13 protein-coding genes are annotated in these 20351 nt (G+C 68.3%); 5 read left to right on the forward strand and 8 right to left on the reverse strand.

Annotation, left to right across the window (positions count from 1 at the left end; all coding sequences use genetic code 11):
- The first annotated feature begins 12 nt into the window (after positions 1 to 12).
- The 3 genes from astB to AC3IFE_RS28155 all read left to right on the forward strand — a co-directional run bounded on the left by astB (position 13) and on the right by AC3IFE_RS28155 (position 3618).
- A complete protein-coding gene (astB, locus tag AC3IFE_RS28145; RefSeq protein ID WP_301739470.1) occupies positions 13 to 1353 on the forward strand; it encodes an N-succinylarginine dihydrolase in 1341 nt (446 codons plus the stop codon).
- Between the two features lie 7 nt (positions 1354 to 1360).
- Positions 1361 to 2470 carry a succinylglutamate desuccinylase gene (gene astE, locus AC3IFE_RS28150; protein WP_489193523.1) on the forward strand — a complete coding sequence of 370 codons (1110 nt, stop codon included), beginning with the start codon at positions 1361 to 1363 and terminating at the stop codon, positions 2468 to 2470.
- Between the two features lie 353 nt (positions 2471 to 2823).
- Positions 2824 to 3618, forward strand: a complete 795-nt coding sequence (locus AC3IFE_RS28155) for an ABC transporter substrate-binding protein (RefSeq protein WP_089467031.1) — start codon at positions 2824 to 2826, stop codon at positions 3616 to 3618.
- A gap of 93 nt (positions 3619 to 3711) precedes the next feature.
- Here the strand turns inward: AC3IFE_RS28155 and AC3IFE_RS28160 are convergent, their stop codons facing one another.
- Both AC3IFE_RS28160 and cdpA read right to left on the reverse strand, forming a co-directional pair.
- Positions 3712 to 5220, reverse strand: a complete 1509-nt coding sequence (locus AC3IFE_RS28160) for an HDOD domain-containing protein (protein WP_301739469.1) — start codon at positions 5218 to 5220, stop codon at positions 3712 to 3714.
- Positions 5221 to 5247: 27 nt separating this feature from the next.
- A complete protein-coding gene (gene cdpA / locus AC3IFE_RS28165) occupies positions 5248 to 6990 on the reverse strand; it encodes a cyclic di-GMP phosphodiesterase CdpA (protein WP_218828341.1) in 1743 nt (580 codons plus the stop codon).
- A 278-nt stretch (positions 6991 to 7268) separates the two neighbouring features.
- Here cdpA and AC3IFE_RS28170 point away from each other — a divergent pair, with 278 nt between their 5' ends.
- Entirely contained in the window at positions 7269 to 7817 is a 549-nt protein-coding gene (locus AC3IFE_RS28170) for a peroxiredoxin (protein ID WP_089467034.1), read from the forward strand.
- An 85-nt stretch (positions 7818 to 7902) separates the two neighbouring features.
- Here the strand turns inward: AC3IFE_RS28170 and AC3IFE_RS28175 are convergent, their stop codons facing one another.
- Positions 7903 to 8532 carry an SDR family oxidoreductase gene (locus AC3IFE_RS28175; RefSeq protein WP_489193368.1) on the reverse strand — a complete coding sequence of 210 codons (630 nt, stop codon included), beginning with the start codon at positions 8530 to 8532 and terminating at the stop codon, positions 7903 to 7905.
- Between the two features lie 269 nt (positions 8533 to 8801).
- On the opposite strand from AC3IFE_RS28175, the gene AC3IFE_RS28180 reads away from it, so the two are divergent.
- On the forward strand, positions 8802 to 10277 hold the full coding sequence (locus AC3IFE_RS28180; protein WP_489193370.1) for an NYN domain-containing protein: 1476 nt from the start codon (positions 8802 to 8804) through the stop codon (positions 10275 to 10277).
- Positions 10278 to 10375: 98 nt separating this feature from the next.
- Here AC3IFE_RS28180 and AC3IFE_RS28185 read toward each other — a convergent pair whose 3' ends face one another.
- The 5 genes from AC3IFE_RS28185 to AC3IFE_RS28205 form a co-directional block, all read right to left on the reverse strand.
- Entirely contained in the window at positions 10376 to 10759 is a 384-nt protein-coding gene (locus tag AC3IFE_RS28185) for a VOC family protein (RefSeq protein ID WP_089467037.1), read from the reverse strand.
- A 134-nt stretch (positions 10760 to 10893) separates the two neighbouring features.
- Positions 10894 to 14202 (reverse strand): efflux RND transporter permease subunit, encoded by a 3309-nt coding sequence (locus tag AC3IFE_RS28190; protein ID WP_089467038.1) that lies wholly within the window; start codon positions 14200 to 14202, stop codon positions 10894 to 10896.
- 3 nt (positions 14203 to 14205) lie between these two features.
- Entirely contained in the window at positions 14206 to 17319 is a 3114-nt protein-coding gene (locus AC3IFE_RS28195) for an MdtB/MuxB family multidrug efflux RND transporter permease subunit (protein WP_089467039.1), read from the reverse strand.
- 15 nt (positions 17320 to 17334) lie between these two features.
- Positions 17335 to 18699 (reverse strand): MdtA/MuxA family multidrug efflux RND transporter periplasmic adaptor subunit, encoded by a 1365-nt coding sequence (locus AC3IFE_RS28200; protein ID WP_489193373.1) that lies wholly within the window; start codon positions 18697 to 18699, stop codon positions 17335 to 17337.
- Positions 18700 to 18953: 254 nt separating this feature from the next.
- Positions 18954 to 19778 (reverse strand): IclR family transcriptional regulator, encoded by an 825-nt coding sequence (locus tag AC3IFE_RS28205; protein ID WP_089467041.1) that lies wholly within the window; start codon positions 19776 to 19778, stop codon positions 18954 to 18956.
- Positions 19779 to 20351: the final 573 nt, after the last annotated feature.

Consider the following 20351-nt stretch of genomic DNA (forward strand, 5'->3'; position numbering starts at 1 on the left):
GAGGGAACGACGATGAACGCACAAGAAGCCAATTTCGACGGGCTCGTCGGCCCGACCCACAACTACGCCGGGCTGTCGTTCGGCAACGTGGCGTCGCTGAACAACGAGAAGTCGGCCGCGAATCCGAAGGCCGCCGCGAAGCAGGGGTTGCGCAAGATGAAGCAGCTCGCCGATCTCGGCTTCGCGCAAGGCGTGCTGCCGCCGCAGGAGCGGCCGTCGCTGCGCCTGTTGCGCGAGCTCGGCTTCTCCGGCAAGGACGCGGACGTGATCGCGAAGGCCGCGAAGCAGGCGCCCGAACTGCTCGCCGCGGCGAGCTCGGCGTCGGCGATGTGGACCGCGAACGCGGCCACCGTCAGCCCGTCGGCCGACACGAGCGACGGCCGCGTGCACTTCACGCCGGCGAACCTGTGCAGCAAGCTGCATCGCGCGATCGAGCACGAAGCGACGCGTCGCACGCTGTCGACGCTGTTCGCGGACCCCACGCACTTCGCGGTGCACGAAGCGCTGACGGGCACGCCGGCGCTCGGCGACGAAGGCGCGGCGAACCACACGCGCTTCTGCGCGGAATACGGCAAGCCGGGCATCGAATTCTTCGTGTACGGCCGCGCCGAATACCGCCGCGGCCCCGAGCCGAAGCGCTTCCCGGCGCGCCAGACCTTCGAGGCGAGCCGCGCGGTCGCGCATCGCCACGGCCTCGCCGAGGAAGCGACGGTCTACGCGCAACAGGATCCGGACGTGATCGACGCGGGCGTGTTTCACAACGACGTGATCTCGGTCGGCAACCGCGACACGCTGTTCACGCACGAACGTGCGTTCGTCGACAAGCAGGCGATCTACGACACGCTGACCGCCGCGCTCGACGCACGCGGTGCGCGCCTGAACGTGATCGAGGTGCCCGACGCGGCGGTGAGCGTGAACGATGCCGTCACGTCCTATCTGTTCAACAGCCAGCTGCTGTCGCGCGCGGACGGCTCGCAGGTGCTCGTCGTGCCGCAGGAATGCCGCGAGAACGAGCGGGTCGCCGCCTATCTCGACCAGCTCGCCGCCGGCAACGGCCCGATTCACGACGTGCTCGTGTTCGACCTGCGCGAAAGCATGAAGAACGGCGGCGGCCCCGCGTGCCTGCGCCTGCGCGTCGTGCTGACCGAAGCCGAGCGCGCGGCCGTCACGTCGAACGTGTGGATCAACGACACGCTGTTCGCGTCGCTCGACGCGTGGATCGACACGCACTATCGCGATCGCCTCGCCCCGGAAGACCTCGCGGATCCGGCGCTGCTCGACGAATCGCGCACGGCGCTCGACGAACTCACGCAGATCCTGCGCGTCGGGTCGCTGTATGACTTCCAGCGCTGAGGCACGGATGCCGGCGAACGCGTTGCTCGACGACTTCCTCGCGTTCACGCTCGCCGGTGGCGCACCGGCCGACAAGGACGGCGCGTGCGCGGGCGGCGCGGTGCGCTGGCAATGGCTCGGCGACGGGCTGCTCGTGTTCGAACCGGCAGCCGCCGCCGACGACGCCGACGCCGACGCCGCCGCGACGCGCGCGAGCGTGGTCGTGTCGGCCGGCGTGCACGGCGACGAAACCGCGCCGATCGAACTGCTGTCGCTGCTCGTGCGCGATCTCGCGGCGGGCACGCTGCCGCTCGCGTGCCGGCTGCTGGTCGTGCTCGGCAACGTGCCGGCGATGCGCGCGGGCGAGCGCTATCTCGACGACGACCTGAACCGCCTGTTCAGCGGCCGTCACGCGCAGGTGCCCGCGAGCCGCGAAGCGCCGCGTGCCGCGCAGCTCGAAGCGGCGGCCGCCGCATTCTTCGCGGCCGCGCCGGCGGGCGGCGCGCGCTGGCACATCGACATGCACACGGCGATTCGCGCATCGGTGTTCGAGCAATTCGCGCTGCTGCCGCATACGGGCACGCCGCCGACGCGCGCGATGGTCGAATGGCTCGGCGATGCCCGCATCGCGGCCGTGCTGCTGCATACGGCGAAGGGCAACACGTATTCGCATTTCACGGCCGAGCATTGCGGCGCGCTCGCGTGCACGCTGGAACTCGGCAAGGTGCGACCGTTCGGCCAGAACGACCTGACGCGCTTCGCGCCGGCCGACCGCGCGGTGCGCAAGCTGGTGTCGGGTGGGTGGGGCGGCCACCCGCGGGGTGGCCATCTGCGGGGCGGCCGTCCGCCGGTGGATGTCGAGGCCGGGGTTGGCCATCCGTCGCTGCCGCGCGTGTTCACCGTGATCGACCAGATCACGAAGCAGAGCGATGCGCTCGAGCTGTTCGTCGCGGCCGACGTCGCGAACTTCACCGCGTTTGCGCGCGGCACCGTGCTCGCGCAGGACGGCGACTACCGCTACACGGTGAAGCACGACGAGGAGCGCATCGTGTTTCCGAACCCGACCGTGAAGCCGGGTTTGCGGGCGGGCCTGCTCGTGATCGATACGACGCGCGACACGCTGGCCGCACTCGTCTGATCGATGCGCAAGTATGCGGACCGCGGCGACTCGCCGTCTGCGCATCGTCCCGTGGACATTCATTTTTGGGATGACGTCCACCCGCCGCGCAGACGGCCCGCGTGTCGTGCTTGCGTATTTGCGACATCGTCTTGCAAGTTCGACGGCACGCATGACGGCCGCCGTGCCCGCGGCGCAGCATCGCGTGGCGGTGGCCGCTTTGCCGTATCGGGGCGCGCGGATTGGTACAATCGCGCCCTTGCGGCTGTTGCGCCGCATCACGGCGCGGCGTCGGCATTGTCGATGTCATCCGACCCTGCAATGATGCATGCGCCCGTTGTTCCGGAACATTCGAGTATCGAGGAGAACACCTGATGAAGTTGGATTGGCGTAAAGTGGCCGCACATGCGGTGGTGGCGGCATCGGCGGTGGCGGCAGGCAGCGCGTTTGCCGCGGATCTGAAGGAGATCCGGTTCGGCGTCGAGGCCTCGTACGCACCGTTCGAATACAAGACGCCCGACGGCAAGCTGACCGGCTTCGACATCGACATCGGCAACGCGGTGTGCGCGAAGCTGAAGACGAAGTGCGTGTGGGTCGAGAACGACTTCGACGGCCTGATCCCGGCGCTGCAGGCGCGCAAGTTCGACGCGATCAACTCGGACATGACGATCACCGACCAGCGCAAGCACGCGATCGCGTTCACCGATCCGATCTACACCATTCCGAACCAGCTGATCGCGAAGCAGGGCAGCGGCCTGCTGCCGACCCCGCAATCGCTGAAGGGCAAGCGCGTCGGCGTGCTGCAGGGCACGATCCAGGAAGCGTACGCGAAGAAGAAGTGGGCGCCGGCCGGCGTTGAAGTCGTGCCGTACCAGACGCAGGATCTGGCCTATGCCGACCTGAAGTCGGGCCGTCTCGACGCGACGTTCCAGGATTCGGAAGCCGGCTCGAAGGGCTTCCTGACGAAGCCGCAAGGCCAGGGCTTCGCGTTCGCGGGCGGCACGGTCAGCGACGCCGAGATCCTCGGCTCGGGCGTCGGCTTCGGTCTGCGCAAGAACGACGCGGCGCTGAAGACCGCGCTCGATCAGGCGCTGAAGGACCTGAAGGCCGACGGCACGATCGACACCCTCGCGAAGAAGTACTTCAGCGTGCCCGTGACGCTCAAGTAAGCGCCGCGCCCAAGCGCACGCTGTAAAAAAACCGGCCGCCGATGCGGCCGGTTTGCTTTTGCGGAGCGAAAACGACGGAAGGCGCGCCGGCCGTCAGCCGGGCTGCGCGGCGAAGAACCGGCCCAGTTCGCGCGCGAGTTCGTTGAGCACGGCCATCTCCTGCTGCGAGATCTTGCGCGCGGGTTGCGCGCCGGCCCAGTCGCCGTACAGCAGCGCGACGCTCGTCGTGCCGACGCGCACGGGCAGCAGCACGAACGCGCGCGTGTCGTCGAACGCGTCGAGATACCACACGGGCAGGCGCTTCATCATCTTCGGCTCCTGCGCCTGCTCGATGAAGATGCCGACCGAGTTCGAGATCGCGAGATGAAACACGTCCGGCTCGAAGCGTTCGTCGAAATGCAGCCGGTCGAGCGCCGTATCGACGCCGGGGCCGAAGCCCAGGCGTGCGGCGAACGTGCCGTCGTCGTGCCGCAAGAACATCACGGTGCGCGTGAACGCGAGGCCGGCCAGCAGGCTTTCCGACGCGAGCGCGAGCACCGGCGTCAGCACGTGCTCGGACGGCAGCGCACGCAGGTCGGCGAGGCCGGCTTCGAGGCATGCCTGGGGCTCGGCCTGCGCACGCGCGATCGCATCGGCGTTCGCGCGCAGCTCGACGATCTCGCGCATCACGGTGTCGCTCGTTTCCTCGCGGGCCAGCCGCTCGGCGATCTCGACGAGCGCGTCGGATTCCATGCCGAGTTCGGCGCCGTAGTGCTGCGCGAGCGCCGCGATGCGCGCGTCGCGCTGCGCGCCCGCGGACATGGCGAGCGCACCGGCGACGTCGGTCGAGCAGCGACTCACCGCGCGCAGCCAATGGACGCGCGCGGCCGGACCGTCGTCGGCCGGAGCCGCGCGGCGGCCGTCACCGTTATCGTCGTCGAACGCGTCGGTGCGGGTGGCGTGATCGTCGTCGGCCATCCCCGCGCGGATCATGTCGGGCAGCCGCCAGCGCGCGGCCGCTTCGAGGCCGATCTCGTCGAAGCCGACGCCGAGCACGTCGACGCAGGCGGCCGCTTCGTCGCCGTTCAGCTCGGCCGCGCGGCGGCGGATGCGGTCCCATTCGCTGTCGAGATAGCAGACCACCAGCAGCTTGCCGACCTGGCGCATCAGCGTGCAGACGACGGCTTCCTCGCCGCCGCGCAGTTCGGTGTGCTCGGTGAGCTTGCGCGCGACGCAGCCGGACAGCAGCGCACGGTTGAGCTCCAGCTTCGCGTCGATACGCCGCGGCGTGCTCTGATGGAAGTGGTCGACGAGCTTCAGCCCGACCACGAGATGGCCGACGGCGTCCATGCCGAGCACCATCAGCGCGCGCGTCACGGTGGTGATGTTGCCGCCGAACGCCATGTACATCGCGGAGTTCGCGAGCCGCAGCACTTTCTGCGTGAGTGCGAAGTCCGACAGCACGACGCGCACGAGCGCGGTGAAGTCGAGGTCGTCGTTCTTCATCGCGGCCATCGTCGCGCGCAGCGATTCCGACAGCAGCGGGAAATCGCCCCGTTCGTTCATCCGGGCCCACAGCTTGTCGAGCAGTGCGGTGCGGGGCAGGTATTCGGTGGTTGACATACGGATCTGTTCGGTTCGCCGCGCGCGTCAGGCGGCGGCGTGCAGGTGCAGCTGCTGCGCCTCGAAGCGCCGCGCGAGCTCCTCGGACGGCAGCGCCTGGCAGACGAGCCAGCCCTGGATGTGATTGCAGCCCATCTCCGTCAGCAGCTCGCGCTGCGCCTCGGTCTCGACGCCTTCGGCGACGAGCTCGAGATCCAGTGTCTGCGCGAGGCCGACCACCGCCGACACGATCGCGCGGTCGTTGCGCGACGTGAGCAGGTTCTCGACGAAACTGCGGTCGATCTTCAGCTTCGCGAGCGGGAAGCGCTGCAGATAGGCAAGGCTCGAGTAGCCGGTGCCGAAATCGTCGATCGCGAAGCGGATGCCGAGACCGGTCAGTTCCTCGAGCAGCATTTTCGCGTGCGCGGGATCGTGCATCAGCAGGCTTTCGGTGATTTCGAGCACGATGCGGCGCGGGTCGATGCCGGTCAGCGCGATCGCCTCGCGCACGTTCTGCGTGAAGCGCGGGTCGCGGAACTGCTGCGGCGACACGTTGACCGCCACGTATTGCAGCGCGAGCCCCTGGCCGTCCCACGCGACGAGCTGCATGCACGCGGCCTTGAGCACCCAGTTGCCGAGGTAGTTGATCAGGCCGATCGATTCGGCGAGCGGGATGAAGGTGGCCGGCGGCACGAGGCCGTGCACCGGATGGCGCCAGCGGATCAGCGCCTCGACGCCGACCACCGCGCCCGACTGGCTGCGCGTGATCGGCTGGAAATGCAGCGAAAACTCGCCGTTGCGCACGCCGTCGTACAGGTCGGCTTCGAGCTTGAGCCGTTCGGCGTCGGCCGGATCGTCGACGGGCGCGTGGAACGCGAGCGCGTTGCCGCCCGATGCCTTCGCCTGGGAGAGCGCGTGGTCGGCGCGGCGCAGCAGCGGGCTGTGATGCTGCGCGCGATGCGGCGCGGCACGTTCGTCCGGATAGAGCGCGATGCCGATGCTCGCGGACAGGTGCACGGTCTGCCCCTGGAACACGTAGGGCTCGCGCACCGCGGCCTGCAGCCGGCGCGCGAGCGAATCGGCGGCGTGGCTCGCCTGCGCGCGGTCCGGCGCGCCCAGCACGATCGCGAACTTGTCGCTCGCGACGCGCGCGAGCTGCACGTCCGGCGTGATGCGCGCCTTCAACCGCTGCGCGGTCTCGCGCAGCAGCATGTCGCCCGCGTCGTAGCCGAGCGCGCGATTGATCCGCTGGTAGTCGTCGAGGTCGAGCAGCAGCAGCGCCGCGCAGGTGCCGTCCTCGTCGGCGGTCTGCTGCGCGCGCATCAGCGCCGGCACGAGCGCGGACAGGTTGCCGAGCCCCGTCATCGGGTCGTGATGCATTTCGTACGTCAGGCGTGCCTCGAGCGCGCGCCACGACGACACGTCGAACGCCGCGATCGCGAAGCCGTCGACGCCGTGGTGGCGGCTCTTGAACGCGCGAACCTCGACGTCCAGCGGGTAGGTGAGCGACTTGACGATGCACATCGTCGCCTTCTCGACCTGGCCCGAACGCGCGGCGCGAGCGAGCAGGCCTTCGAGCGCCGGGGTATCCTGTTCGGCGATCAGGTCGCGCAGCGTCAGCGTATGCAGGTAGTCGCGGTGGTAGCCGATGAAGCGCAGGCTCGCGTCGGACACGTACAGAAAGCGTAGCTCGCGGTCGACGTGGGCGAGGAAATCCACCGTGCCGACCGTCTGTTCCAGCCAGTTGCGCACGGAGTCGTCGCGTCGCGGCGCCACGGCGCGCGCGGGCATCAGCGCGCCGCCCGACCGAGCGAAGCGGCGCAGCGTATGCAAGGCGCTGCGCCAGGAGCCCTTGCGTGACGTCTGTTTCCTGTTGGCTTCCATGTTTCTCGCTGACGTGAAGGGCTGGAACCGGTTGTCCGGAAGGAATAACGGCAGACTGTGCGAAATCTTTAACGGGCCGGCCCCAGGCGCGCTGCCGCGGAGCCGGATTTTCCAGGCGGATGTTCGTCAGGCGAACGCCCGCGTGGCCTATATTGAGGCCGACTTTATAAGAAATGAGGACGCAGATGAAGCGAAAACTGTTGCTGGGCGCCGTGGCGGCGCTGGTGGCCGGCCATGCGCTGCTGGCGCAGGCGGAACTGAAACCGGGCGCCGCGGCGCCCGATTTCACGACGCGGGCGTCGCTGGGCGGCAAGACTTACACGTACTCGCTCGCGGACGCGCTGAAGCAGGGGCCGGTCGTGCTGTATTTCTATCCGGCGGCGTTCACGAAGGGCTGCACGATCGAGGCGCATGCGTTCGCGGACGCGGTCGACCGTTACAAGGCTTACGGCGCGACGGTGATCGGCGTGTCGGCCGACAACATCGACACGCTGACGAAGTTCTCGGTGAGCGAGTGCCGCAGCAAGTTCCCGGTGGCGGCCGACCCGGACGCGAAGATCATCCGCGAGTACGACGCGAAGCTGCCGGCGCTCGATCGCGCGAACCGCGTGTCCTACGTGATTTCGCCGGAAGGGAAGGTTCTCTACGAATACACGAGCCTGTCGCCCGACAAGCACGTCGAGAACACGCTCGCCGCCGTGAAGGCGTGGGCCGACGCGCATCCGAAGCAGTAAGCGGCTGGCCCGCGCGTGAAAACGGCCCGTCGTGCGGGCCGCGTTCACGGGCATGCGCCGCCTCCCGGCGGCGCGCAACCGGCCGTTACGCGCGCAGCGCCTGCTCGATCGGCACGCTGCCGCCGACGAAGCCGACGACCTTGCGCGAGATGCCGAGCTTGATCGCCTCGATCGCGGCCCATGCGACATCCTGGCGCGAGACGGGCGGCGCGGGCTCGAGCCACGTGTCGGTCAGCGCGATCTTGCCGACGCCCGGATCGTCCGTGAGCGGGCCCGGGCGCAGGATCACGTAGTCGACGCCCGACGCGATCACGCGATCGTCGCCTTCGCGCTTCATCTGCGAATAGTGGTGCAGCGCGTTTGGGCCCTGCTCGGGCCGGTAGGCGGACAGCGAGCTGACCACCACGAGCTTCTGCGCGTTGTAGGCGAGCGCGTAGTCGGCCGCGCGGGCGACCGCATCGCGGTCGACCTGTTCCTCTTCGGTGGCGCCCTCCGATTCGGCCGAGCCGGCCGCGTAGATCACGTGCGTGATGCCCTGGAAAGCGTGCGAGAAATCGTTCGTCAGATCGGCCTCGACGACCCGTGCGCCCGCCAGCGCATAGCCGTGCCGGCGCACGAGCGCCGTGACCTCGAACTCCGGCTGCTTGAGCAGCAGATCCGCGCAGGCCTGACCCGTCCGTCCGGTCGCGCCAATCAGCAGTACCTTCGTCGTCATGAAACCGCTCCTTGCTCGATGCGTCATCCGTCCAGATAGGGACGGACGACCGATAACTCAAGTGTAATGTCGAATCGGCGCCGGCGGCGGGTGTGTAATCAGGGGCATACCGGCAGCGGGCATACCGGCAACGCGGACACCGGCACGCGGGGCTGGCGGTCATTCATTCACACGGATTCGGGAATGACGCGCCGACCGGCTATCATGTGCGCGATGCATTTTTCGCCGCTACGTGTGCATAACGCGTCGGCCCACCGGTTGGAGTACACATGGCATTACCCCTGGACAACGTCAGCATGGCCGTGTTCTGCGACTTCGAGAACGTCGCGCTCGGCGTGCGCGATGCGAAGTACGAGAAATTCGACATCAAGCCCGTGCTGGAGCGCCTGCTGCTGAAAGGCAGCATCGTCGTGAAGAAGGCCTATTGCGACTGGGATCGCTACAAGGGCTTCAAGGCGTCGATGCACGAAGCGAGCTTCGAGCTGATCGAGATCCCGCACGTGCGCCAGTCGGGCAAGAATTCGGCCGACATCCGGCTCGTCGTGGACGCGCTCGATCTCTGCTACACGAAGTCGCACGTCGATACGTTCGTGATCATCAGCGGCGATTCGGATTTTTCGCCGCTCGTGTCGAAGCTGCGCGAGAACGCGAAGAAGGTGATCGGCGTCGGCGTGAAGAAATCGACGTCGGATCTGCTGGTCGCGAACTGCGACGAATTCATCTTCTACGACGATCTGGTGCGCGAGCAGCAGCGTGCGCTCGCGAAGCGCGAACAGCAGCAGCGCGCGGGCAACGGCGGCGCGAAGCGGCCCGACGAGCCGTCGCGCAAGCACGACATGGACGCGCGCAAGGCCGAGGCGATCGCGCTGGCGGTCGAGACGTTCGACGCGCTCGCGTCGGAGCGCGACGACGTCGGCAAGATCTGGGCGTCGGTGCTCAAGAGCGCGATCAAGCGCCGCAAGCCGGATTTCAACGAGTCGTACTACGGGTTCCGCGCGTTCGGCAACCTGCTCGACGAGGCGCAGGCGCGCGGCCTGCTCGAAGTGGGGCGCGACGACAAGTCGGGCGCGTTCGTGTCGCGGGCTCGCCAGTCGGCCGCAGCCGAGCACGTTGCGGCGGGCGGTGAAGGCGGTGCGGCGCACCACGGCGGCCACCACGGCGCGCGCGCGGCGGAGCCGGTGCCGGCCGGCCGCGAGGCGCGCCGCCGCGGGCAGCGGGCGGAAGCGCTCGTTCACGAAAGCGTGCAGATCGATGCGGAAGACGCGGCGTTTGCCGAGATCGCCGCCGCGGCGCCGGCCGACACGGCCGATACGGCCGACACGCCCGAGGTGGCCGACGCGCACGGCGACGCGAAGGATGGCCGCAAGCGCGCGCGCAAGAGCGCGGCCAAGAAGACCGCCGCGAAGAAGGGGGCGGCCGCGAAGGGCGCCGGTCGCCAGGCGGCGGGCAAGCCGGACGCCGCCGCGCAAGGCGATGCGGCGCACGGTGGCGAAGCGCACGCGCCCGGCCGGCATGCGGACGAACCGCATCGCGACGCCGCGCATGACGAGCGGCACGCGGCGACCTCCGCCGAGCCGGCGCACGGCGCTTCCAGCGCTCGGGACGAGGCCGTGCACCCGTCGCATGACGTCGCACCGGTCGAAGGCACTCCCGAAGCACCGGCCGCCGCCAAGCCTAAGAAACCGGCCCGCAAGGCGGTGCCGCGCGCACGTCGCCCGCGCAAGACGACGGCTGCGGCCGAGTAACGGCAGCGGCGGCAGCCGCGCAGTCGGCCGGGTCTCGTCCGCAACCGGGCGACACCCGCGCCGCGCAGGCCGGGCCGGCGCCACGCCGGCCGGCCGCGCTACCCGTTCAGCACATACGGCCGCGTCATCACTTCGAGGAAGTGACCGTCCGGATCGTCGAAGTACACGCCGCGTCCGCCGTTGTGGCGGTAGATGTCGTCGGCGTGCCGCTTCGCCGGATCGGCCCAGTGCGGCAATCCCCGTTCGCGAATGCGCGCGAGCACGCGATCGAAGGCGGCTTCGTCGATCAGGAACGCGTAATGCTGCGACCGGATCTCTCCCGCCTGTTCGTAAAAATCGAGCGACACGCCGTTGTCGAGCGCGACGACCAGCATCGCGCCGAACGGCGTCGGCGGCGGCAAGTCCAGCAGTTCGGTGAGGAAGCGGCTCGACGCATGCTTGTCGCGGCACCAGACGATCGTGTGATTGAGCTGGACGTTCATGGCGGACTCCCGTGCAGCGGGGCGGCGGTGGACATGGGCACACGATAGCCGATCGCGGCCGGCAAACAAGGCCGGCAACCGAGCGCGTCAACCAGGCGCAAAAAGACGGCTGCCCCGAGGGGCAGCCGCTTTCGTCACTCGCCGGCGACCGCCGGCCCGCCGGTATTGCCGCGGCGGTTGCGGCGCTTTTCGGCCCAGACGCGGAAGCGGTCCATGTACAGGTAGACGACGGGCGTCGTATAGAGCGTCAGCACCTGCGACACGATCAGGCCGCCGGCGATCGCGATCCCGAGCGGCGCGCGCAATTCGGCGCCGTCGCCGTTGCCGAACGCGAGCGGCAGCGCGCCGAGCAGCGCCGCCATCGTCGTCATCATGATCGGCCGGAAGCGCAGCAGGCACGCCTCGTGGATCGCGTCGAACGACGACTTCCCATTGTTGCGCGTCTGGTCGATCGCGAAGTCGACCATCATGATCGCGTTCTTCTTCACGATACCGATCAGCAGGATCACGCCGATCAGCGCGATGATGCTGAACTCGGTCTTGAACAGCAGCAGCGCGAGCAGCGCGCCGACGCCGGCCGACGGCAGCGTCGACAGGATCGTGATCGGGTGGATGTAGCTCTCGTACAGGATCCCGAGCACAATGTAGACGGCCAGCAGCGCCGCGAGGATCAGGATCGGCTGATCGTTCAGCGACTGCTGGAACGCCTGCGCGGTGCCCTGGAAGCTGCCGACGATCGTCGGCGGCACGCCGATCTGCGCCATCGTCTGATAGATCACCTGGGTCGCCTGCGACAGCGACACGCCCGGCGGCAGGTTGAACGAGATCGTCGTCGCGACGAACAGCCCCTGGTGGTTGACCGACAGCGGCGTCGTGCTCGGCCCGAACGTCGCGATCGCCGACAGCGGGATCATCGTCGACTTCGACGTCGACACCGACGCACCCGACGACGCGCTCGACTTGCCGCTCGCCGCGATCGCGTTGAGCGCCTGGTTGCGCGCGGAATCGGACGCGATCGCCGCGGCGCTCTGCGCGGCCGTGCCGGCGCTCGACGTGCCGGCCGAGGTCGCGACGTAGGTGCCGGCGGCGGCGTTGGTGGTCTGCGAGCCGTTCGCGCTGCCGCCCGACGTGCTGATCCATACCTGGTTCAGCATCTCCGGGCTCTGCCAGTACTTCGGCGCGACCTCCATCACGACGTGGTACTGGTTCAGCGGGTTGTAGATTGTCGAGACCTGGCGCTGGCCGAACGCGTCGTACAGCGTGTTGTCGATCTGCGCGGGCTTGATGCCGAACCGCGCGGCGGTCGCGCGATCGATCGTCACCATCGCCTCGAGGCCGCCTTGCTGCTGGTCGGAGTTCACGTCGGTCAGCTCGGGGCGCTTCTGCAGCGCCTCGGTCAGGATCGGCCCCCACTTGTACAGGTCGGCGCTCGAATCGCCGAGCAGCGTGAACTGGTACTGCGCGTTGCTCTGCCGGCCGCCGACGCGGATGTCCTGCGCCGCCTGCAGGAACGTGCGCGCGCCCGCCACGTCCGCCAGCCGCGGGCGCAGCTGCTGGATCACCTGGTCGGCCGACAGCTTGCGCTCGGTGCGGTCCTTCAGCGTGACGAACATGAAGCCGGAGTTGGTCTGCGTGCCGCCGGTGAAGCCCGCGACGCTCTTCACGTTCGGGTTGCCCTGCACGATCCGCATCATCTCGGAGAACTTCAGCTTCATCGCCTGGAACGACGTCGACTGGTCGGCCTGGATGCCGCCGATCATCAGGCCGGTGTCCTGCTGCGGGAAGAAGCCCTTCGGCACGACGACGTACAGGTAGACGTTCAGCCCGATCGTCGCGAACAGCGTCAGCAGGATCAGCAGCGGCCGGCGCAGCGCCCACGACAGCGAGCGCTCGTAGCCGCGCTGCATGCGCGCGAAGCCGCGTTCGAGGAAGCGCCCGAAGCGGCCCTCGCTTTGCGGGTCGTGCTGTTCGGGCAGCAGGCGCGCGCACATCATCGGCGTGACCGTGAGCGATACCGCGAGCGACACCGCGATCGCGAGCGACAGCGTCAGCGCGAATTCGCGGAACAGGCGCCCGACGATCCCGCCCATCAGCAGGATCGGCAGGAACACCGCGACGAGCGAGATGCTCATCGACAGCACCGTGAAGCCGACTTCGCGCGCGCCGTCGAACGCGGCCTGCATCCGCGACTTGCCGTTCTCGATGTGCCGCGAGATGTTCTCGAGCACGACGATCGCGTCGTCGACGACGAAGCCGGTCGCGACGATCAGCGCCATCAGCGACAGGTTGTCGATCGAGAAGCCCAACAGGTACATCGCGCCGAACGTGCCGACGATCGAGATCGGCACCGCCACGCTCGGGATCAGCGTCGCGCGCCAGTTGCGCAGGAACAGGAACACGACCATCACGACGAGGCTGATCGCGATCAGCAGCGTGTGCTCGGTGTCCTTCAGCGACGCGCGGATGGTGGTCGAGCGGTCGAGCACCGGCGTGACCGTGATGTCGGCCGGCAGCGACGCGGTGAGCTGCGGCAGCGCCGCGCGCACGCGGTCGAGCGTCTCGATGATGTTCGCGCCCGGCGAGCGGTAGAGGATCACGAGCACCGCGCGCTTGCCGTTCGACAAACCGAGGTTGCGCAGGTCCTCGACCGAATCGACGACGTCGGACAGATCGGACAGCCGCACGGCCGAGCCGTTGCGGTACGCGACGACGAGGTCGCGGTATTGCGATGCCTGGGACGCCTGGTCGTTCGTGTAGAGCTGGAAGCGCTGCGGGCCGAACTCGATCGCGCCCTTCGGCGCGTTGGCGTTCGCGGAAGCCAGCGCCGCGCGCACGTCCTCGAGGCCGATCCCGTAGTGGAACAGCGATTGCGGTTCGAGCTCGACGCGCACGGCCGGGTTCGCGGAGCCGCTCACGGTGACCTGGCCGATTCCGTCGATCTGCGACAGCGACTGCTGCAGCACCGTCGACGCGGCGTCGTACACCTTCGCGGGCGACGCCGTCTCCGAGGTCAGCGACACGACCATGATCGGCGAATCGGCCGGGTTGACCTTGCGGTAGGTCGGGTTGCTCTTCAGCGCGGCGGGCAGGTCGGCGCGCGCCGCGTTGATCGCGGCCTGCACGTCGCGCGCGGCACCGTCGATGTCGCGGTTCAGGCCGAACTGCAGGATGATCCGCGCATTGCCGACCGTGCTCGTCGACGTCATTTCGGAGACGTCCGCGATCGAGCCGAGGTGTCGCTCCAGCGGGCTCGTCACGCTGGTCGCGACCGTCTCCGGGCTCGCGCCCGGCAGCGACGCCTGCACCGAGATCGTCGGGAAGTCGACCTGCGGCAGCGGCGACACCGGCAGCTTGATGAACGCGAACAGGCCCGCGAGCGCGACGCCGAGCGCGAGCAGCGTCGTCGCGACGGGGCGGGTGATGAAGGGGCGCGACAGGTTCATCGATTACGCACCCGTACGCTTGCCGGCGTCGGGGCCGTGGCGTTCGAACCAGCCGCGCGCGCGGCGCGCGAGCGAGTCGAAGCCGAGATAGATCACGGGCGTCGTAAACAGCGTCAGCACCTGCGACACGATCAGGCCGCCGGCGATCGCGATCCCGAGCGGCTGGCGCAACTCGGAACCCGCGCCGGAGCCGACGATCAGCGGCACCGCGCCGAGCAGCGCGGCGAGCGTCGTCATCAGGATCGGCCGGAAGCGCAGCAGGCACGCCTGGTAGATCGCCTCGCGCGGCGGCTTGCCTTCGACGCGTTCGGCCTCGAGCGCGAAGTCGATCATCATGATCGCGTTCTTCTTCACGATGCCGATCAGCAACACGATGCCGATGATCCCGATGATGTCGAGGTCGTGCCCGGTGATCATCAGCGCGAGCAGCGCGCCGACGCCGGCCGACGGCAGCGTCGACAGGATCGTGATCGGGTGGATGTAGCTCTCGTACAGCACGCCGAGCACGATGTACATCGTGACGACCGCCGCGAGGATCAGGAACAGCTGGTTCGACAGCGACGCCTGGAACGCGAGCGCCGCGCCCTGGAAGCGGGTCTGGAACGAGCCGGGCAGGCCGATGTCCTTCTCGGCGGCCTCGATCGCCTTGACGGCTTCGCCGAGCGACGCGCCCGGTGCGAGGTTGAACGAGATCGTCGTCGACGGGAACTGCGACAGGTGCGCGACCAGCAGCGGCGACGGCCGCTCGTGGAACGACGCGATCGACGCCAGCGGCACCTGGCCGCCGCCGGCCGACGGCAGGTAGATGTCGTTCAGCGATTGCGCGTAGTGCTGCTCCTTCGGCTCCGACTCGAGAATCACGCGGTACTGGTTCGACTGCGTGAAGATCGTCGACACGATGCGCTGGCCGAACGCGTCGTACAGCGCGTTGTCGACGGTCGCCGGCGTGATGCCGAAGCGCGCGGCGCTCGCGCGGTCGATCTCGATGTAGACCGACTGGCCGTTGCTCTGCAGGTCGGTCGCGACGTCGGCGAGCGACGGCTCCTGCTGCAGCCGCGCGACGAGCTTCGGCACCCAGGTCGCGAATTCGTCCGAGTTCGGGCTCGTCAGCATGAACTGATACTGCGTCGGGCTGACCGTCGAGTCGATCGTCAGGTCCTGCACCGGCTGCATGAACAGCGAAATGCCGGTGACGTTCGCGACGCGCTGCTGCAGGTCGCGGATGATCTGCGCGGCGGTTTCGGTGCGTGCGTCGCGTGCCTTCAGGTTGATCAGCATCCGGCCGCTGTTCAGCGTGATGTTGCTGCCGTCGACGCCGATGAACGACGTGAGGCTGTCGACGTTCGGGTCTTTCAGGATGGCGGCCGCGAGCGTCTGCTGGCGTTCGGCCATCGCACCGTACGAGATCGACTGCGGCGCCTGCGTGATCGCCTGGATCACGCCGGTGTCCTGCGCGGGGAAGAAGCCCTTCGGCACGTACACGTAGAGCAGGGCGGTCAGCCCGAGCGTCAGCAGCGCGACGACGAGCGTCGAGCGCTGGCGGTTCAGCACCCATTCGAGCGCGACCGCGTAGCGCGCGATCACCCAGTCGATCGCGCGGTGCACGCGCGCCTCGAAGCGGTGGCTCTCCGGCGGCGGCGAATGGCGCAGCAGCTTCGCGCACAGCATCGGCACGAGCGTGAGCGACACGATCGCCGAGATCACGATCGTCACCGCGAGCGTGATCGCGAACTCGTGGAACAGGCGCCCGACCACGTCGCCCATGAACAGCAGCGGGATCAGCACCGCGATCAGCGACACCGTCAGCGAGATGATCGTGAAGCCGATCTGCCGCGAGCCCTTCAGCGCGGCCTCGAGCCCCGTCTCGCCTTCCTCGACGTAGCGCGCGATGTTCTCGATCATCACGATCGCGTCGTCGACGACGAAGCCGGTCGCGATGGTGAGCGCCATCAGCGACAGGTTGTTCAGCGAGAAGCCGGCCATGTACATCACCGCGAGCGTGCCGATCAGCGACAGCGGCACCGACAGGCTCGGGATGATCGTCGCGTAGACGTTCGCGAGGAACAGGTACATCACCAGCACGACGAGCGCGACCGCGAGCAGCAGCTCGAACTGCACGTCGCGCACGGCCGCGCGGATCATCGTCGTGCGGTCGGTGACGATCTCGACGTCGAGCGCGGCCGGCAGCGTTTCCTGCAGCTTCGGCAACTGCGCCTTGATCGCGTCGACGGTCGCGATCACGTTCGCGCCCGGCTGGCGCTGCACGTTCAGGATGATCGCCGGGTCCGCATTCACCCACGCGCCGAGCTTGGTGTTCTCCGAGCCGGCGACGACCGTCGCGACGTCGGTCAGCATCACCGGGCGGCCGTTCTTGTACGCGACGACCGCGCTGTTGTACTGGTCGGCGCTCGTCAGCTGGTCGTTCGCGTTGATGGTGTACGCGCGCGTCGGGCCGTCGAAGTTGCCCTTCGGCGTGTTGACGTTCAGGTTCGAGATCGTCGTGCGCAGGTCGTCGAGGTTCATCCCGTACTTCGCGAGCGCGGTCGGGTTCGCCTGGATCCGCACGGCCGGGCGGTTGCCGCCCGACAGGCTGACGAGGCCGACGCCGGCGATCTGCGAGATCTTCATCGCGAGGCGCGTGTCGGCCAGATCCTGCACCTGCGTGAGCGGCAGCGTCTTCGACTTGACGGCGAGCGTCAGCACCGGCGCGTCGGCCGGGTTCACCTTCGCGTAGATCGGCGGGGCCGGCAGGTCGGACGGCAGCAGGTTGCCGGCCGCGTTGATCGCGGCCTGCACTTCCTGTTCGGCGATGTCGAGCGGCAGGTCGAGCGAGAACTGCAGCGTGATCACCGACGCGCCGGCCGAGCTTTGCGACGACATCTGGTTCAGCGACGGCATCTGCCCGAACTGGCGTTCGAGCGGCGCGGTGACCGACGACGTCATCACCTCCGGGCTCGCGCCCGGATAGAAGGTCTGGACCTGGATCGTCGGATAGTCGACCTCGGGCAGCGCGGCGAGCGGCAGGAAGCGCAGCGCGACGAGACCGGCCAGCATGATCGCCGCCATCAGGAGGGCGGTGCCGACCGGCCGGAGAATGAAGAGACGGGATGGATTCATCGAGCGGCCCGCGCGTTACTGGGCCGCGGGGGCCGCGGCCTGCGACGCGCCGTGCTTGTGTCCGCCGCGATGACCGGCGGCGCCCGAGGCACCCGACGCCGCGCTGGCGCCGTGCGTGCCCGACGCGCCCTTCGGCTTGTCGGCCGGAATCGAGATCTTCGAGCCTTCGCGCAGGCGGTCCGAGCCGTCGGTCACCACGCGCTCGCCGAGCGCGACGCCGCTGACGATGCTCGTGCGTTCGCCGTCGACCGGGCCGATCGTGACCTTGCGCACCGTCACCGTGTTGTCGGGTTTCACGACATAGACGAACTGGCCGATCGAGCCCGTCAGCACCGCGGAGGTCGGCACGATCGTCGCGTTGCGCACCACGTCGACGAGCAGCCGCGTGTTCACGAACTGATTCGGGAACAGCATGCCTGCCTTGTTATCGAAATTCGCGCGCAGCTTGACCGTGCCGGTGCTCGTGTCGATCTGGTTGTCGAAGGTCGCGAGCGAGCCGGTCTCGAGCGGCACCGTGTTGTTGCGGTTGTAGGCGGTGACCGACAGCTTCTGGCCCGCGTTCACCTGCTTGAGGATCTGCGGCAGGTTGTCTTCCGACGTCGTGAAGATCACGCTCATCGGCTGCAACTGCGTGATCACGACGATGCCGTTGGTGTCGCCGGGCGTCACGTAGTTGCCGGGGTCGACCTGGCGCAGGCCGACGCGGCCCGAGACGGGCGCCGTGATGCGCGCATACGTGAGATTGAGCTTCGCCGAATCGATCGCGGCCTGGTCGGTCTTCACCGCGCCTTCGTACTGCTTGACGAGCGACGCCTGCGTATCGACCGTTTGCGACGCGATCGAGTCCTGCGACAGCAGCGTCTGGTAACGCCTCAGGTCGAGGCGGGCCGTCGCGAGCAGCGCCTCATCGCGCGCATGCGTGCCTTCGGCGTTCTCGAGCGCGACCTGGTACGGGCGCGGGTCGATCTGCGCGAGCACGTCGCCTTTCTTGACGAGCTGGCCTTCCTGGAACGACACCGACTGCAGGTAGCCCGACAGCTGCGTCTTCACCGTCACGTTCGCGAGCGGCGTGACGGTGCCGAGCGCGGACAGCACGATCGGCATCTCGCCCTGCGTCGCGGTCGCGACCTGCACCGGCTGCGGAATGTTCGCCATCGCCGCAGGGCCGCCGCGGCCCCGATGGCTGCCCGCGGCGGCGCTGGCGCCCGCGCCTTTCGCGGTGCTGCCGGCCGCCGGCGTGCGGTTCCACGGGTGCCACCACAACAGGCCGCCGATCACGACGACCGCGACGGTGCCGATCAGCAGCGTGCGGCGCGGGCGCCGGGCGACAGCGGGTGCGGGGTCTTTCGAAGGGGGCGTGGGCTTTTGTTCGTTATCCATCGTGTTCTGTCAGGAAGACGGCGCGGCGGGCCGGAAATCGGGCTGCTGGCCGCGCGTGGGCGTGCGGGTGACGGGACGGGGCGGCCCGGCTCGGTCCGGGGCCCCGCCGATCCGCGCGGGAAAAGAGCGGTGCGCACCGCGAGTGCGGCGCGACGATGGGCATGATCCTACGTGCCGTCCCCGTTACAGTCCAGCGGTCTATCTTTCAACGGGTTACGGTCGTTACACAACGCGACGGCGCGATGACGAAACGATTACAGGCCGATGCGCCGGGCCGGCGCGCCGCCGATTTCGCGGGTGATTTTCGCGATGCATTCCTGCAGCGCGGGCACCACGTGTTCCCGCAGCCATTCGGGCGGGCACTGATGCGCGGCGCCGCCGCAATTCACCGAGTAGCGCTGGCCCGACGGGCCGACGAAACCGGCCGCGACCGCATTGAGCCCTTCGCGCCATTCGCCGATCGCGATCGCGTGGCCGTCGCGCATCGCTTCGTCGAGCGCGGGTGTCAGGCGGGCGGATACGTGCGGCCAGTCGTCGCCGGCGGTGGCGCGCAGCGACTCGAGCAGCAGGCGGCGTTCGTCGTCCTCGAGCGCGGCGAGATACGCGCGGCCCACGGCCGTCCGCGCGATGTCCATCCGCGAGCCGATTTCGAGGCGCGTGACGAGCACGGCCGAGCGCGGGCGGATCACGTCGATCGCGACCATGTCGAGCCGGTCGCGCACCGCGAGGTGCACGGACAGCGACGTGCGCTCGGCCAGCTCGATCATGAACGGCCGCGAACGCGCGCGGATGTCGAAGTTGCGCAGGAAGCCGTGGCTCAGTTCGAGCACCGACGCGGTGAGCACGAAGCGCTCGCTGTCGGGCAACTGGAACAGGAAGCCGGCGCTGACGAGGGTCGCGGTGATGCGCGAGACGGTCGGCTTCGGGATGCCGGTCAATTCGGTCAGTTCGCGGTTGCTGACGGGGGCGTCGGCAGCCGCGATGCGGCGCAGCACGGCGAGACCGCGGGCAAGGGCGGTGATCTCGTCGGGCGACGATTCACGGTCCCGCGACGCGGGCGAGGTTACAGGTGTCGACACGAGGGATTCTCTCTAATTCCGAAACTCGATTTCAATTTTGTTGGTATTGTAGGACTATTGTCAAAGGATGCACGTTCCGCGGGCGATCCGGTCACTGGATGAGATTTTACGGGTTCACCCTTGGTTTATTAGGAAAACGCTCAAAAGAGCATTGCCGGAAAGTGCATGAACCGGTGCAAATACCGCTTGACTTGTCGGGCGGAAACGGAAAGAATGTCTCACGTTTTCGAAACATCGTTTCAAGAGTTTAACCGGCAACGATGTTTTGCGCAGTCTCTCAGGTTCTAGCACGGCCCTCGGAATGGCTAGAACTTTTTTAGCGCCACGGTCTCCGTGGCGCTTTTTTTTGCCCGTCTTTCCGACCGTCCGCCCGGACGCGTCAGGCCCGTATTATCCCCCCGTCGCCGCAAACACTCGCGCTGGCCGGTGTCGCGCCTGCTTGCGCGCGCGATTTGCGCCGCCAGCACGATTGCCGCACGCAAAAAAAGCGCGATGCCCGCAGGGGGCATCGCGCGTGAAACGGCGTGGAGCGCCGACGAATGAACGATGATGAAGAAAGGGGCGGGCCTGCCC

The sequence above is a fragment of the Burkholderia sp. APQ4-4ca genome (genome assembly GCF_057837105.1).